We start from the raw sequence: 14,279 nt of genomic DNA, 5'->3' as shown, positions 1-14,279 counted from the left end.
GGTTTTTATGTTTCACACCACAAAAATCATAATTCCTTGTTTGTTTTCAAAAAGTCAAGATAGACTCAAATAAAAAAAATAAAAAATATTAAAATACAAATGAAAAACTTCATACAGGAATTACAATGGCGTGGAATGATTCAGGATATGATGCCTGAAACGGAAGAACATCTTTTAGAGGGCGTACGCTCGGCGTATGTGGGGATTGACCCAACGGCGGATTCGCTCCACATTGGGCATTTGGTAGGGGTAATGATGCTCAAGCATTTTCAGAATTGCGGTCATAAACCTTATGCACTGGTGGGCGGTGCTACGGGAATGGTGGGCGACCCATCGGGAAAATCTGCCGAGAGAAACCTTTTGACCAACGAGGTTTTAGAGCATAATATTGCAGGAATCAAAAAACAACTCTCAAAATTCCTTGATTTTGAAAGCAAAGCCGAAAACAGAGCTATTTTAGTCAACAATTACGATTGGATGAAAGATTTTTCGTTCTTAAACTTTATCCGTGATATTGGAAAGCACATCACCGTGAATTATATGATGGCAAAAGATTCGGTGAAAAAACGCTTTGACCCTACTGAAAATACAGAGGGAATGTCTTTTACCGAGTTTTCGTATCAATTGTTGCAAGGCTACGACTTTTTGCACTTGTACCGAGAAAATGGTTTGACTTTGCAAATGGGAGGCTCTGACCAATGGGGGAATATCACCACAGGAACCGAACTGATTAGAAGAATTGAAGGTGGAAAAGCCTACGCAATGACTTGCCCACTGATTACCAAAGCAGATGGAACAAAATTCGGTAAGTCCGAAGGAGGAAATATTTGGCTCGACCCTGAAAAAACTTCGCCGTATAAGTTCTACCAATATTGGCTCAACACTTCCGATGCTGATGCCGAAAAGTACATCAAAATCTTTACAATGCTGACGCAAGAAGAGGTTGCCCAACTGACCAAACAACATCAAGAAGCACCGCATTTGCGTATTTTACAGAAAAAATTAGCCGAAGAAATCACCGTAATGGTACATTCTCGTGAGGATTATGACAACGCTGTAAAGGCTTCGGAAATTCTGTTTGGAAATTCTACTTCCGAAAGTTTAAAATCACTTGATGAGAAAACTTTTCTGGATGTTTTTGAGGGGGTTCCACAAAAGGAAATTGCCAAAGAGGAAGTTATCGGAGTGAATATCGTGGCGTTATTATCCGAAAAATCAGGATTTTTAAAATCTAAAAGTGAAGCCCAAAGAGAACTCAAAGGGAATGCCGTTTCCGTGAATAAAGAAAAGGTAAATGATGCATTTGTAGCTTCGGAAAAAGACCTTATCAATGGGAAATTTATTTTGTTGCAAAAAGGTAAGAAGAATTATTTCGTGGTAGTAATCGTGTAGGGAAAGGATATATCCTTTCCTTTTTGTAGCAGTAATTGTGTAGGGAATCGATACACCCGTTTCTATGAGGTTTTATTTTCTTTTTCCGTTTTCACTGAAATGATTACATTTGTAGGAAATATTAGGAAAATGAGAATTATTTTTAGTATTGTCGGGTTATTATTGTGCTCAGCACTTCCTGCTCAGATTAAGGTACTGAAAAACGAAAGTTTGTCATTGGTAGGAAAAAATAATTCTGTGGAGCTATACAAAAGAAAAAATAAATATACCATTACCTATCAAGATATTAATGACAGTAATCTCAATATTTACCGTTCTTTTTCTTTTTTAGATGTAGATAATGATATAGAGACACTTTATAGACTCCTTCATCAGGGACTAAATGATATTCCGAAGCAGGAAATACAGCTGGAACTTCCAGAGGATATCGTGGGATTGTACTTTGTTAAGAATTATGGACAGCCCATGGTACAGTTTGTTCATTATATAGGTAAAAATAAGACAACGGTGGGGAAAAGCCCTTTCTTAACCCGAGCGAATTTGTCTAAAATATTTGATAGACCTTTTAATGAGACTTATTTCCCTTCTGTAGAAAAGAGGGCGTCAACTCTAGAGGTTCTTCCTCAAAATCAAGATAATAAAACGAATAAAAAGCCTACTACAGCCAAGAAAAAAGTAGTAAAAAAGAAATAGTATGGCACTCAAGGTAGAATCACTTTCCAAAACTTTTGGAAAACAAAAGGCACTAAATAAGATTAATATTTCCATAGAAAAAGGAGAAATCGTGGGACTATTAGGTCCTAATGGAGCTGGTAAATCTACGCTGATGAAAACCATAGTAGGTGCCTTAAAAGTAGAGGAAGGTACTGTAGCGTTAGATGGTTTTTCGGTGGAGAAAAGTCCTTTACAAGTAAAGAAGAAAATCGGTTTTTTGCCTGAAAATAACCCTTTGTATCTTGAGATGTTTGTGAAAGAGTATCTTTATTTCATAGCACAAGTACATGGCTTACCAAAGCAAAGGATAGAGGAAGTCGTTGCTCAAGTGGGGCTTACGCCTGAGGTGAATAAGAAGATTAAGCAGTTGAGTAAGGGATATCGGCAGAGGGTAGGATTGGCACAAGCTATTATCCATCAGCCCGAGCTTTTGATTTTGGACGAACCTACTAACGGGCTTGATCCGAATCAGATCATTGAAATCAGAAATGTGATTAAAGAAATAGGAAAGCAAAAAACCATTATTCTCTCCACCCATATTATGCAAGAGGTGGAGGCTCTGTGTACCCGAATTATACTCATCAATAAGGGAGAAATTATTCAAGATGTTCCTGTGGAAGTTTTTAAAGGAAAATACGAAAGTTTAGAACAAGCCTTTGCAGAATACACCGCATAATTTCCTTATTCTTTGAGAGAGTTATGTTTAGAATTTTGTGAGGAGTGCTGTATATTGTTTTCAAGGTGCTCAAAATCATTGTACAATAAAATAATATCTCAAATCTTTTCCCTACCTTTGCACGGATTAATAAAAAGAGTATTAACAATAAATCTGCCTAAAGAAGTTTCGCAGATGGATTCCGAAAAGTAGGATTTCGGAGAAAAAGAATTTAAAATTTATGAGTGTACCTCAAGCAATTACAGAGACCATCATTCTGAAAGATGGTAGAGAAATTACCTTAGAAACAGGTAAATTAGCAAAACAGGCAAATGGTGCCGTAGTAGTAAAAATGGGCGGAACTATGCTCCTAGCTACAGTGGTAGCCGCTAAAGATGCCAATCCAGGGGTGGATTTTCTTCCACTTACCGTAGATTACAGAGAAAAATTTGGTTCGGCAGGAAAAATTCCAGGTAACTTTTTCAGAAGAGAAGCAAAACCATCTGATGATGAGGTGCTTACTATGAGATTAGTGGACAGAGTGATGCGTCCGCTTTTCCCAGAAGATTTCCATGCAGAAGTGCAAGTAATGATTTCCCTTATTTCTTATGATGGGAAAGTAATGCCAGATTCATTGGCAGGTCTTGCAGCTTCGGCCGCCGTTTCTATTACAGATATTCCGTTTAATGGACCTTTCTCAGAAGTGAGAGTAATTAAAAAAGATGGTGTTTTATCTATAAACCCTAGTTGGGACACGCTTCAAGAGGGAGTAGAGCTAGACATTATGGTAGGAGCGTCTAAAGATTCTATCGTGATGGTAGAAGGAGAAATGGATGAAATTTCTGAACAGGAAATGCTAGAAGCCATTCAGTTTGCTCATGAAGAAATCAAAACTCAAATTGAAGCTCAAGAGCGTTTGGCAGCTAAAGTGGGTACTGCTTTACCGAAGAGAGAATATTGCCATGAAACGCATGATGAGGAGTTGAGAAAAGAAATTTGGGACTATGCTTATCAGAAATATTATGATATAGCCAAAAATCCAAGTGCCAAAGAAGAAAGAAGTGAAAAATTTTCTGCTGTGGTAGAAGAATTTTTGACTCGATATACAGAAGAGGAGTTGGAAGAAAAAGAAGCATTAGTGAAGGTTTACTTCCATGATGTTCAGAAAGAGGCAGTAAGACAATTGATTTTGAACGAAAATATTCGTTTAGATGGAAGAAATAATCAGCAGATTCGTCCGATTTGGAGTGAGGTAGATTATTTACCAGCGGCTCATGGTTCTGCAGTGTTTACCAGAGGAGAAACACAGTCATTGACTACGGTAACTTTGGGTTCATTGTTAGACGCCAATAGAATAGATTCTGTAATCACTCAGCACGATGAGAAGTTCTACCTTCATTATAACTTTCCACCATTCTCTACAGGGGAAGCAAGACCACTGAGAGGAACTTCTAGAAGAGAAGTAGGGCATGGAAATTTGGCCCAAAGAGCATTAAAAGTGATGATTCCTGAAGATAATCCATACACCATCAGAGTGGTATCGGATATTTTAGAATCTAATGGCTCATCTTCTATGGCTACCGTTTGTGCAGGAACATTGGCATTAATGGATGCAGGGGTACAGATGAGAAAACCTGTTTCTGGAATTGCGATGGGGCTGATCACTGATAAAGAATCAGGAAAATGGACAGTGCTTTCGGATATCTTAGGAGATGAAGATCACCTTGGAGATATGGATTTCAAAGTAACGGGAACTTCTGAGGGAATTACGGCTTGTCAGATGGATATTAAAATCCAAGGATTAACCATGGATATTATGGAAAAAGCATTGATGCAAGCTAGAGATGGTAGGCTGCATATCCTTGGGGAAATGATGAAAACAATAGACCAGCCGAGAGAAGATGTGAAACCACACGCACCGAAAATGGTGATGATGGAAATCCCGAAAGATTTTATCGGAGCGGTGATAGGTCCTGGTGGTAAGGTAATTCAGCAGATGCAAAAAGATACCGATACGGTAATCACAATAGAAGAAAAAGGAGAAATAGGATATATAGAAATTTCGGGTACAGATAGAGAGAAAATCAATGCTGCGGTGGCTCAAATTAATGAAATTACCTTTGTCCCTGTTTTGGGTGAAAGCTATGTAGGAAAGGTAGTAAAGGTAGTGGAGTTTGGGGCATTTATTGCTTTAGCAAAAGGAACCGAAGGACTTCTTCATATCTCAGAAATTGATTGGAAGCGTACCGAAAAAGTACCTTACAAAGAAGGAGATGAGGTAGAAGTGAAGTTTATGGGCTATGATGATAGAAAGAAAATGAAACTTTCTAGAAAAGCACTCCTTCCTAGACCTTCAAAACCAGAAGGTAAAAAAGCAGAAAATAATAAATCTGAAGCAAAAGGCTAAAAAAGCTTTTTGATAGACAGTAAACCAACAAAATCTCATCCTACGGGATGGGATTTTTTGTTTGAATAGATTTACAATAAAGATTCTTAAATTCTCTTTTGTTATTCCGGAAAAAAACTTTACATTTGCACCTCGTTACATAATAATCATTTAAAATAATATTAAAATGTACTTAACTAAAGAAAAGAAAGCGGAAATTTTCGCAAAACACGGAGGAAAAGCTGAAAACACAGGTTCAGCAGAAGGGCAAATTGCACTTTTTACTTACAGAATTAACCACCTTACTCAGCACTTGAGAGCAAATCATAAAGATTATGCTACAGAGAGAGCACTGGTAAAATTGGTAGGTAAGAGAAAAAGCCTTTTGGATTATCTAAAGAAAAAAGATATTGAAAGATATAGAGCAATCATTGCTGAGCTAGGATTAAGAAAATAATCTATGCCATGATAATAATAGAAAGCAGCCCATTTTTTGGGTTGCTTTTTTATTGGGATTCATTCAGTGAAATACCGAAAAATTTATACGAAAACACTATATTTGTGCCTATTGAAATGAAATACAATGAAAGGACAAAACAAACTATTTATTGCTATCATCGTTGCACTTATCTTAGGGGTAGGCGTAGGGATGTATGTACACAGTGGCTCTACCAAAGAAGAGGCTGAAACTTTTGCAGGGCATATCAAACTTCTAGGTACCATCTTTATTCGTTTGGTACAGATGATTATCGCTCCACTTGTGTTTACTACTTTGGTGGTAGGTATTGCCAAGATGAATGATATGAAAATGGTAGGTAGAGTAGGAGGAAAGGCTATGCTTTGGTTTCTTACGGCATCGCTTTTCTCATTAGTCATTGGTTTGATATTGGTCAATTGGCTAGAACCAGGGAAAGTAATCGAGCTGAATCTGAATGATACCTCTGCCGCTTCAGAAGTGATGGAAGGAACTAAGAGTTTTTCTGTGGAAGACTTTGTAAAGCATGTGGTTCCCAAGAGTGTTTTTGAGGCTTTTGCTACTAATGAAGTGCTTCAGATTGTGGTGTTCTCTGTGATGTTTGGTTTGGCGTTAGGCAGTTTAGGAGAAACCTATGCTGCTCCGGTAATTAAACTTTTTGATGTAGTGGCACATGCTATTTTAAAAATGGTAGGGTACATTATGTGGGTGGCTCCTGTAGGAGTTTTTGGAGCAATAGCCGCCATTGTAGCTACGAAAGGTTTTGACATTTTCTCTGTTTACGCCATCTATCTTAGAGATTTTTTCATAGCATTAGGAATTCTTTGGTTATTGCTATGTTTGGTGGGATATATGATTCTCGGCAACCGATTATTTGAGCTGATGAGGCGAATCAAAGAGCCATTGCTCATCGCTTTTTCCACTACTAGTTCAGAGGCTGTATTCCCAAAATTAGTAGAAGAACTGGAAAAATTCGGATGTAATAACAGAATTGTATCTTTCATCTTGCCATTAGGATATTCATTTAATTTAGATGGCAGTATGATGTATATGACCTTTGCATCTATTTTCATTGCACAGATTTATGGAATTGATATGAGCATTGGTGAGCAGATTATCATGCTTTTAGTACTTATGCTCACTTCTAAGGGGATAGCAGGAGTTCCTAGGGCAAGTTTGGTGATCATTGTGGCCACCTGCTCCATGTTTGGAATTCCACCAGAAGGAATAGCTCTCATACTTCCTATAGACCATTTCTGCGATATGGGTAGAAGTATGACCAATGTACTAGGAAATGCACTTGCTACTTCAGCAGTTTCCAAATGGGAAGGTCAGCTGGAAAATCCTACTGAACAAGGGCTGTCATTGTAAGTAATGATAAGATATTCACGAGCGATATAATGGTATTATCTAATATTTCTGTGCTTTTCCAAAGTTTTTAGGACTTTGGCAAAGTGCTTTTAGTCTATTTCTACACTAAGAGATTGTACAATGTGCGAAGTATAAAGTACAAAGATTTTTAGCGTATGGCTTCCTGCCTACTGCTTATAGCTTTTTAAGTATTATTATCTTATTTCTGCACGAAGGGATTGTTCAATATGCGAAGTATAAAGTACAAAGACTTTTAGCGTATTGCCTACTGCTTATAGCTTTTTAAGTATTATTATCTCATTTCTGAACTAAGAGATTGTACAATGTACGAAGTATAAAGTACAAACATTTTTAGCGTATGGCTTCCTGCCTATTGCTTATAGCTTTTTAAGTGCTTTTAGTCCTAAGAGATTGTACAATGTACAAAGTATAAAGTACAAAGATTTTTGGCATACAGCTTCCTGCCTATTGCTTATAGCCTTTTAAGTGCTTTTAGTCTATTTCTGCACTAATAATTACGGTAATTTTGCCAATAGTTTTTCAGGCAATAATCGGACAATCTGATAGATGATTTTCCATTTCCAGTTGGGGATATTTCTAAATTTTTTACCTACATTTTTTATACATTGGGCTACAAATAGTGGCGTCATCATCAGGTTTTTATTAAGTGTTAAACCTTGATTGATTTTAGAATCTATATATCCCAAAACGAAAATATTGACAATTACTTTCCGCTCCGAAAGGTATTGCCGAAGTCCTTCTAAATAATGTTCAAATGCGGCTTTGGTACTTCCGTAGATAAAATTACTCTTTCTGCCGCGTGTTCCTGAAAGGGAAGATAGACCAATAATCCTTTCCAAATGTATGTTTCGTACATCATTAGCAATGATATTCAGTATGGATACTGCAGCGGTATAGTTGGTAGCAGCCATTTTTTGAAAAGCTGAAAAATCCGTAAAAGCTTCTTCATTTTGAACTAAAAAACCCGCTGCATAAACTACAATATGTGGCTTGTGAGGAAGATTTTCATAAAACGAAGCATGAGTTTCTGTGGCCAAAGCATCAAAAAAGTAAAACGATACTTGAACTTCATTTCCTTTTCTTTGATGAATGAATTTTCTCATGGCATCTATATTTCTTGAGGCCATGATAACTTGGTAATTATCTGCAATATATAGCAAAGCCAATTCTTTTGCAACATCAGAATTGGCCCCTAAAATGAGTGCCGTTTTCATTCTTTTTTCATTAAACTTTAGAGCGAGCTGAAAATTTTTTATCCTTTTTTCTTAAAGATAGGAACATTAGAACAGGCTTCTCCGAACATCAAAGATTTTACCATAGGCTGAAGTTTCGCTACCAGTTCTACATACGCATTCTCTGGAATGGATACATCGGTACAGCCTTTTACTAATACTCTTTTGTCTTTTAGTTCAGAAAAATCTTGGCTTTGAATGGCATCATGTAATAAAATGATTTCCAGATCTTCTTTGGAACCATAAATGACTTTTTTTGCCACAGGATTTAGCTGAGCAGTGAGCAAAAAGTAAGACCATAAAGGTACGATGGCATCTGCTGAATTATAGATATATACATACGCATCTTGGAAGATTTGTGTATCCAAGTTTTGTACTTTTTCTCTAAAATCTTTTTCCTTTAAAATCAGTCCTTCCCAAAGAAAATCTTTTAAATCTATTCCTATTCTTTTTCCTTTGGGCAAATAATCACTGATATCTAAATTTACCAGTCCGCTCTCAGCAACTCTATTTTTAATCTCCAGTTCTTCTCTCATTTTTATACATTTTATTTTCGCTTAGAAAAAAGCATAATTCTATAACTCGCTCCTACCATGAGTACAGGGTTTTCAGAAGTATATAAATCCAAAAACAAACTCATATTATGTCCCGTTTTTCCGTGGATAATTTCTCCAGTGCCAAAAGAAAATCCTAAGACGGAAATATCTCTCCCCGATGAAAAATTTAATTGTTTTCCATAAGAGAGGGATAGATAATTAAAACTCTCATCTGAAGTGTCTCCTAGATAAATAAAACCATGGGTTCTCCAATAAATAGGATGGAAATCAGGAGTAAGATAGGCGTACTGTACACCCGTAGAAAGTGCCAAACGATTGGTAAACCTATATCCTGCCTGTGCAGATAGTGAATAGGTAAAAACGCCGATATCTCTACTTGCATCATTATTTAAGATGGTATTGGCTACCCATCCTGCATCTACTCCCAGTCCGCCCTCTACAGAAACATATTTTTTCGGTATGGCATGCTGTGAGTTCTGCGAAAAAATAGAAACACTCAGTAACAATGCGATGATTACAACAATATTATTTCTCATCTGAAAACAAAAAATCATTAGACAAATATTTCTCCGAAGCTTCTTCTATATGATAATCTCCTATTTTGGTGCGTCTAAGCTGGGACAAATAGGCACCCACTCCTAACGCCTGCCCAATATCATGTGCTAAACTTCTGATATAAGTCCCCTTACTGCATCCAACGGTAAAAGTAACAAAAGGAAAATGAATCTTTATATCTTTAATGTAGTGTATGGTGATTTTTCGTGCTTTCATCGCTATTTCTTCCCCTGCTCGGGCAAGTTCATAAGCCCGCTCTCCATCTATTTTTAAGGCTGAAAAGACAGGCGGAATTTGCATGATATCTCCCATAAATTTTTCCAGTGTCTGGGTTACTTTATCTTCGGTAATTTCATCTATTGGTTGGTGTAAAATTTCTGGCTTTTCAGTATCGTATGAAGTAGTTTGTACACCTAATTTTATTTCTGCTACATATTCTTTGGGAGCATCTTGTATCTCACTGATTTGTTTGGTAGCTTTACCTATACATACAATGAGTAGCCCCGTAGCTTTGGGATCCAGCGTACCTGCATGCCCTACTTTTATCTTTTTCAGTTTGTACTCTCTCTTGAGTTTAAACTTAATTTTATTGACTGCCTGAAAGCTGGTCCAGTCTATGGGTTTATCTACCAAGAGTATTTGGCCGTTTTGTAATTGTTCTACCGTCATGGAATGATTGTATTAACTTTTTGAATCCATCAAAATAACCACAAAAATAATAAAAGTATTGTCACTTCTGTCTGAAAGTTTTTTATTTTCGGGAGGTATTTGCTTTTACTAGAGGTTTAAGTTTGTGGTACGCATCATTTTTTATTTCATTATACCATATTTACAAAGCTTAAAACATTTTTTCTTCATCGGAACACATTTTGCTTTACCACCCATTATTAAAACTTAGCAATCTATGTACGAACTGAATTATACGCTTGAAGGTATAGATGTGAAAACCTTTTACGGTGTTAATAATCAATTTTTTAATCTTATAAAATCTTCTTTTCCTACTCTTAAAATCACAGGTAGAGACCAAAATATCTTTGCCATGGGACAGCAGGAAACGCTGGACATCCTCCAAAGTAAACTGGATGATATTGTTTTATTTATCTCAAAAAATAATTCCATTACATTAAAAGATATAGAAAATATTCTGCACCTCAAAAACGAAGAAGAAAAACAATTGGTTTTTGACCAAGATATCATCGTAAAAGGTGTGAATGGGAAAATTATCAAGGCAAAGACTACTAATCTCAAAAAGTTAGTTCAAGAAGTAAATAAAAAAGATATGGTTTTCGCCATAGGTCCTGCAGGTACAGGGAAAACTTATACTTCGGTAGCTTTAGCGGCTAAAGCACTAAGAGATAAAGAGGTAAAAAGGATTATCCTGACTAGACCCGCAGTAGAAGCTGGAGAAAGTCTAGGATTTCTACCTGGGGACCTCAAAGAAAAGATGGATCCTTATTTACAGCCTCTGTATGATGCTTTAAGGGATATGATTCCTCATGAAAAACTAGAAACATTCATAGAAAAAAAGGTTATAGAAATTGCTCCTTTAGCATTTATGAGAGGGCGTACCTTAGATGAAGCCTTCGTTATTCTAGATGAGGCACAAAATACTACGCACTCCCAGATGAAGATGTTCCTTACCAGAATGGGTATGAATGCCAAATTCATCATTACGGGAGACCCTAGCCAAGTGGACCTGCCGCTGAAACAAAAATCAGGACTCAGGGAAGCAATGAGAATACTTAGAGATGTAGAGGAAATAGGATTTGTTCATCTCAGTGAGGAAGATGTGGTAAGACATCCTGTAGTGAAAAAAATCATTCACGCCTACGGAATAGAAGAGAAAAGAATGCGTGAAGAGTAGGGTTTTTCATATAAAAAATATTTCATTACAGAATTTTCATATCTCAATTTTTAGGCATGATTCTTGCATAAGGAATCTTTGCAAAAAAGAAAATTTTTAAATTAAACATTATGAAAAAGATTTTGTTAGCCTCTGCGTTAGGCTTATTCGGAATGGCAAATGCACAGTTGAAGCAAGGAAACTGGATGGTAGGTTCTGATGTAATGGGAATGAAATTTACAAACGGGCTAGATGTTCGTATCAACCCTAAAGCTGCCTATTTCGTAGCTGATAGATGGGCGATTGGTGCAGGTGTAGGACTTTCAGTTCAAAAACCTAATGGTACTTCTACTACACAAACTAACTGGTCTATTGCTCCTTTTACAAGATACTATTTTACAAGCACTGAGATTGATAGCATGTTGAAAAATGGTGCTTTCTTCGCAGAAGGTAGTGCAGGTTTCGGAGGTAGAAATAGTAGCTCAGGTACTACTACTAACGGTGTAGAGTTAGGAATTGGAGCTGGATATGCTTACTTCATCACTAACAATGTTTCCCTAGAAGGAATGTTAAAATTAGGAACTACTGTAGGTGGTGGTAACACTACAGGAAATGCAGATGTTTCTTTAGGAGTAGGTTTCAACATTTATTTGCCTACAAAAGCAGTTAAAAACGCTGCAAGAGACGCTCAATAATCTGAACTAAAAACAGTTTTACTTAATAGCAAGTCGCATCCTAGAAATTTGGGGTGCGATTTTTTTGTGGACTGATAAAAAATAATTACCTTAGCGTAAATTCAAATTTTATGAAACTCTATCCTATACAATGTGGGAAATTTAAACTCGATGGAGGTGCCATGTTCGGTGTAGTACCGAAATCACTTTGGGAAAGAACGAATCCTGCAGATGAAAGAAATTTAATAGAACTGGGCATGCGTTCCCTGCTTATAGAAGACGGTAAAAAGCTTATCCTCATTGATTGTGGTTTAGGAGATAAACAAGATGAAAAATTTTTCAGCCATTACGCTCTTTGGGGTAATGACTCTTTAGATAAAAATCTCCAAAAATATGGCTTCGTGAGAGAAGATATTACCGATGTTTTTCTTACACATCTTCATTTTGACCATTGTGGTGGAGCCATAGAGTGGAATGATGATAGAACAGGTTACCGTCCCGCCTTCAAAAATGCAAATTTTTGGACCAATGAAAACCATTGGAAATGGGCTACCGAGCCGAATCCAAGAGAAAAGGCGAGTTTTTTAAAAGAAAATATCCTTCCTATGCAAGAAAGCGGTCAGCTGAATTTCCTTCCTCTGCCTACTGTAGGAAATTATGGTTTTGCTCCTGATCTTAAAATGGATGTCATCTTCGTAGATGGGCATACTGAAAAACAAATGCTTCCGGTTATTCGTTACCAAGATAAAACCATTGTTTTTGCTGCAGATCTCATTCCTACAGCGGGGCATGTTCCTTTAGTCTATGTCATGGGATATGATACTAGACCTCTGCTTACCATGGAAGAAAAAGGTAAATTTCTACAGCAGTGTGTGGATAATGAATACCTTCTTTTCTTAGAGCATGATGCACATAATGAGCTCGCTACGGTTATCCAAACAGAGAGAGGCATCAAGCTCCATGAAACTTTTAGTTTTAATGAAGTATTTGGATATTAATATAGTGTCCAATCCATTAAATAAAAAAGTGATGAAAGATATACATGCTTTAAAACCACTGTTGATAGGCATTACCGGAGGTATTGGCTCTGGGAAAACTACCTTTGCGAAATGTATTGAGAAACATGGCTTTCCTGTTTATTATTCAGATACAAGAGCGAAGGAGATAGTGAATGAAAACAATGTATTAAAAAGAAAAATCATCCAACTTCTGGGAGAGGATGCCTACGATGAGAATGGATGCTACCACCGAAAATGGGTAGCAGAAAAAGTGTTTGGGAATGCAGAACTACTTTCTCAATTGAATTCTATTATTCATCCCGCAGTAGGATTAGATTTTGAAGAATGGTTTTCGGTACAGAAAGCTCGTTTTGTATTTAAAGAAACAGCGTTATTATTCGAATTAGGTTTGAATAAAAACTGCTATAAATCTATCTTAGTAACCGCAGAAGATAATATCCGCATTAAAAGAGTAATGGATAGAGATGGTAAAACATACAGAGAAGTAGAAGCTATTATTGCTAAACAAATGCCTGAAAAAGAGAAAATTAAAAAGGCGGATTTTGTGGTTTATAATAATTCTTCTATAGAAGAGCTAAAAAAACAAACCACTGTATTAATAGAAAAAATGGTAGATTCTATTTTGATATAATATTAATATACTTATAATTGTATAATATTTATATTTACAAAAAAAAATAATAATGAAGGCATATTTTCGTTTTGATTTTAATATCATTTGTAAAAAAGTTTTAGAAGAAATATTAGATAAAAAACAAATAAAATATAAAGTTATCAATTTTGGAGAGGTAGAAATATTACAGACGCTAGATAAATCAGAACTTGAGGAGCTTACAGAAGCCTTAAACGAATATGGTATTTCTATTATTGAAAATCAAAAAACGGCAATGGTTCAGAAAATAAAAGATACTATTGTAGAAATGGTTTTTTCTGAAAAGGGAGTCAATGTAAAGGCGTCTGTATATCTAGCTGAAAAACTGAATCATAGCTATGGTTATATGTCTAGTCTTTTTTCAGAGGTTACCTACACCTCCATAGAAAATTTCATTATTCTTCAGAAAATAGAAAGAGCCAAGCAGCTCATTATTAATGACAAAATGACACTGACAGAAATAGCCTACAAGCTCAACTATTCTAGCGTGGCTCATCTGAGTACTCAGTTTAAAAACACTACAGGAATTACCCCTTCTCAATTCCAAAAAATCATTCATAAAAGAAGGGAAAAGGCTAATTAAAAATTATTTTCTTTTTGTTAAAGAGTCTATCTTGACTTTTTGAAAACAAACAAGGAATTATGATTTTTGTGGTGTGAAACATAAAAACCTAAGACTTTGTTTGTAGTACTGGACAAAGATACGATAGTAGAAGAAATTATCCCACATTTA

15 protein-coding genes are annotated in these 14,279 nt (G+C 36.2%); 11 read left to right on the top strand and 4 right to left on the bottom strand.

Features of this window, described 5'->3' with window-relative positions:
• Nucleotides 1–99 precede the first annotated feature (99 nt).
• From tyrS to HMPREF9699_RS09395, 6 genes are all read left to right on the top strand, one after another.
• Nucleotides 100–1,392, top strand: coding sequence for a tyrosine--tRNA ligase (gene tyrS / locus HMPREF9699_RS09420; protein WP_002664363.1), 1,293 nt, complete (start codon nt 100–102; stop codon nt 1,390–1,392).
• Between the two features lie 129 nt (nt 1,393–1,521).
• A complete protein-coding gene (locus HMPREF9699_RS09415) occupies nt 1,522–2,085 on the top strand; it encodes a hypothetical protein (RefSeq protein WP_034986225.1) in 564 nt (187 codons plus the stop codon).
• A gap of 1 nt (nt 2,086) precedes the next feature.
• A complete protein-coding gene (locus HMPREF9699_RS09410; RefSeq protein WP_002664361.1) occupies nt 2,087–2,782 on the top strand; it encodes an ABC transporter ATP-binding protein in 696 nt (231 codons plus the stop codon).
• 220 nt (nt 2,783–3,002) lie between these two features.
• Nucleotides 3,003–5,168, top strand: a complete 2,166-nt coding sequence (locus HMPREF9699_RS09405; protein ID WP_002664360.1) for a polyribonucleotide nucleotidyltransferase — start codon at nt 3,003–3,005, stop codon at nt 5,166–5,168.
• Between the two features lie 166 nt (nt 5,169–5,334).
• Nucleotides 5,335–5,604, top strand: a complete 270-nt coding sequence (rpsO, locus tag HMPREF9699_RS09400) for a 30S ribosomal protein S15 (protein WP_002664359.1) — start codon at nt 5,335–5,337, stop codon at nt 5,602–5,604.
• 126 nt (nt 5,605–5,730) lie between these two features.
• The gene (locus HMPREF9699_RS09395) at nt 5,731–6,993 is read left to right on the top strand and encodes a dicarboxylate/amino acid:cation symporter (protein WP_002664358.1); all 1,263 of its coding nucleotides are present in this window, start codon (nt 5,731–5,733) and stop codon (nt 6,991–6,993) included.
• A gap of 515 nt (nt 6,994–7,508) precedes the next feature.
• Here HMPREF9699_RS09395 and HMPREF9699_RS09390 read toward each other — a convergent pair.
• From HMPREF9699_RS09390 to truB, 4 genes are read right to left on the bottom strand one after another with little or no spacing between them, the layout of a single operon-like run.
• A complete protein-coding gene (locus HMPREF9699_RS09390) occupies nt 7,509–8,228 on the bottom strand; it encodes an SDR family NAD(P)-dependent oxidoreductase (RefSeq protein WP_002664357.1) in 720 nt (239 codons plus the stop codon).
• A 38-nt stretch (nt 8,229–8,266) separates the two neighbouring features.
• Nucleotides 8,267–8,782: a DUF2480 family protein gene (locus tag HMPREF9699_RS09385; RefSeq protein ID WP_002664356.1), complete on the bottom strand. Its 516-nt coding sequence runs from the start codon at nt 8,780–8,782 to the stop codon at nt 8,267–8,269.
• Between the two features lie 11 nt (nt 8,783–8,793).
• Nucleotides 8,794–9,357 carry a hypothetical protein gene (locus HMPREF9699_RS09380; RefSeq protein ID WP_002664355.1) on the bottom strand — a complete coding sequence of 188 codons (564 nt, stop codon included), beginning with the start codon at nt 9,355–9,357 and terminating at the stop codon, nt 8,794–8,796.
• Nucleotides 9,329–10,027 carry a tRNA pseudouridine(55) synthase TruB gene (truB, locus tag HMPREF9699_RS09375; protein ID WP_002664354.1) on the bottom strand — a complete coding sequence of 233 codons (699 nt, stop codon included), beginning with the start codon at nt 10,025–10,027 and terminating at the stop codon, nt 9,329–9,331. Before truB ends, HMPREF9699_RS09380 begins: the two co-directional genes overlap by 29 nt.
• A 235-nt stretch (nt 10,028–10,262) precedes the next feature.
• On the opposite strand from truB, the gene HMPREF9699_RS09370 reads away from it, so the two are divergent.
• From HMPREF9699_RS09370 to HMPREF9699_RS09350, 5 genes are all read left to right on the top strand, one after another.
• A complete protein-coding gene (locus HMPREF9699_RS09370) occupies nt 10,263–11,222 on the top strand; it encodes a PhoH family protein (RefSeq protein ID WP_002664353.1) in 960 nt (319 codons plus the stop codon).
• 110 nt (nt 11,223–11,332) lie between these two features.
• Complete coding sequence (locus HMPREF9699_RS09365) at nt 11,333–11,896, top strand: hypothetical protein (protein WP_002664352.1); 564 nt, start codon at nt 11,333–11,335, stop codon at nt 11,894–11,896.
• A gap of 110 nt (nt 11,897–12,006) precedes the next feature.
• On the top strand, nt 12,007–12,873 hold the full coding sequence (locus tag HMPREF9699_RS09360) for an MBL fold metallo-hydrolase (protein WP_002664351.1): 867 nt from the start codon (nt 12,007–12,009) through the stop codon (nt 12,871–12,873).
• Between the two features lie 31 nt (nt 12,874–12,904).
• Nucleotides 12,905–13,525 (top strand): dephospho-CoA kinase, encoded by a 621-nt coding sequence (coaE, locus tag HMPREF9699_RS09355; protein WP_002664350.1) that lies wholly within the window; start codon nt 12,905–12,907, stop codon nt 13,523–13,525.
• A gap of 52 nt (nt 13,526–13,577) precedes the next feature.
• The gene (locus HMPREF9699_RS09350; protein WP_002664349.1) at nt 13,578–14,129 is read left to right on the top strand and encodes a helix-turn-helix domain-containing protein; all 552 of its coding nucleotides are present in this window, start codon (nt 13,578–13,580) and stop codon (nt 14,127–14,129) included.
• Nucleotides 14,130–14,279 lie beyond the last annotated feature (150 nt).

This window comes from Bergeyella zoohelcum ATCC 43767, from assembly GCF_000301075.1.
Lineage (GTDB): Bacteria > Bacteroidota > Bacteroidia > Flavobacteriales > Weeksellaceae > Bergeyella > Bergeyella zoohelcum.
Note: the sequence above shows the minus strand (reverse complement) of the source record. Positions and strands in the feature narration are given on the sequence as shown.

Coding starts and splice junctions, on each gene's coding strand:
- truB (WP_002664354.1), bottom strand. CDS start 10,027: ATGACGGTAGAACAATTACAAAACGGCCAAATACTCTTGGTAGATAAA.
- HMPREF9699_RS09410 (WP_002664361.1), top strand. CDS start 2,087: ATGGCACTCAAGGTAGAATCACTTTCCAAAACTTTTGGAAAACAAAAG.
- HMPREF9699_RS09370 (WP_002664353.1), top strand. CDS start 10,263: ATGTACGAACTGAATTATACGCTTGAAGGTATAGATGTGAAAACCTTT.
- HMPREF9699_RS09415 (WP_034986225.1), top strand. CDS start 1,522: ATGAGAATTATTTTTAGTATTGTCGGGTTATTATTGTGCTCAGCACTT.
- HMPREF9699_RS09385 (WP_002664356.1), bottom strand. CDS start 8,782: ATGAGAGAAGAACTGGAGATTAAAAATAGAGTTGCTGAGAGCGGACTG.
- HMPREF9699_RS09365 (WP_002664352.1), top strand. CDS start 11,333: ATGAAAAAGATTTTGTTAGCCTCTGCGTTAGGCTTATTCGGAATGGCA.
- tyrS (WP_002664363.1), top strand. CDS start 100: ATGAAAAACTTCATACAGGAATTACAATGGCGTGGAATGATTCAGGAT.
- coaE (WP_002664350.1), top strand. CDS start 12,905: ATGAAAGATATACATGCTTTAAAACCACTGTTGATAGGCATTACCGGA.
- HMPREF9699_RS09390 (WP_002664357.1), bottom strand. CDS start 8,228: ATGAAAACGGCACTCATTTTAGGGGCCAATTCTGATGTTGCAAAAGAA.
- HMPREF9699_RS09350 (WP_002664349.1), top strand. CDS start 13,578: ATGAAGGCATATTTTCGTTTTGATTTTAATATCATTTGTAAAAAAGTT.
- rpsO (WP_002664359.1), top strand. CDS start 5,335: ATGTACTTAACTAAAGAAAAGAAAGCGGAAATTTTCGCAAAACACGGA.
- HMPREF9699_RS09360 (WP_002664351.1), top strand. CDS start 12,007: ATGAAACTCTATCCTATACAATGTGGGAAATTTAAACTCGATGGAGGT.
- HMPREF9699_RS09380 (WP_002664355.1), bottom strand. CDS start 9,357: ATGATTTTTTGTTTTCAGATGAGAAATAATATTGTTGTAATCATCGCA.
- HMPREF9699_RS09405 (WP_002664360.1), top strand. CDS start 3,003: ATGAGTGTACCTCAAGCAATTACAGAGACCATCATTCTGAAAGATGGT.
- HMPREF9699_RS09395 (WP_002664358.1), top strand. CDS start 5,731: ATGAAAGGACAAAACAAACTATTTATTGCTATCATCGTTGCACTTATC.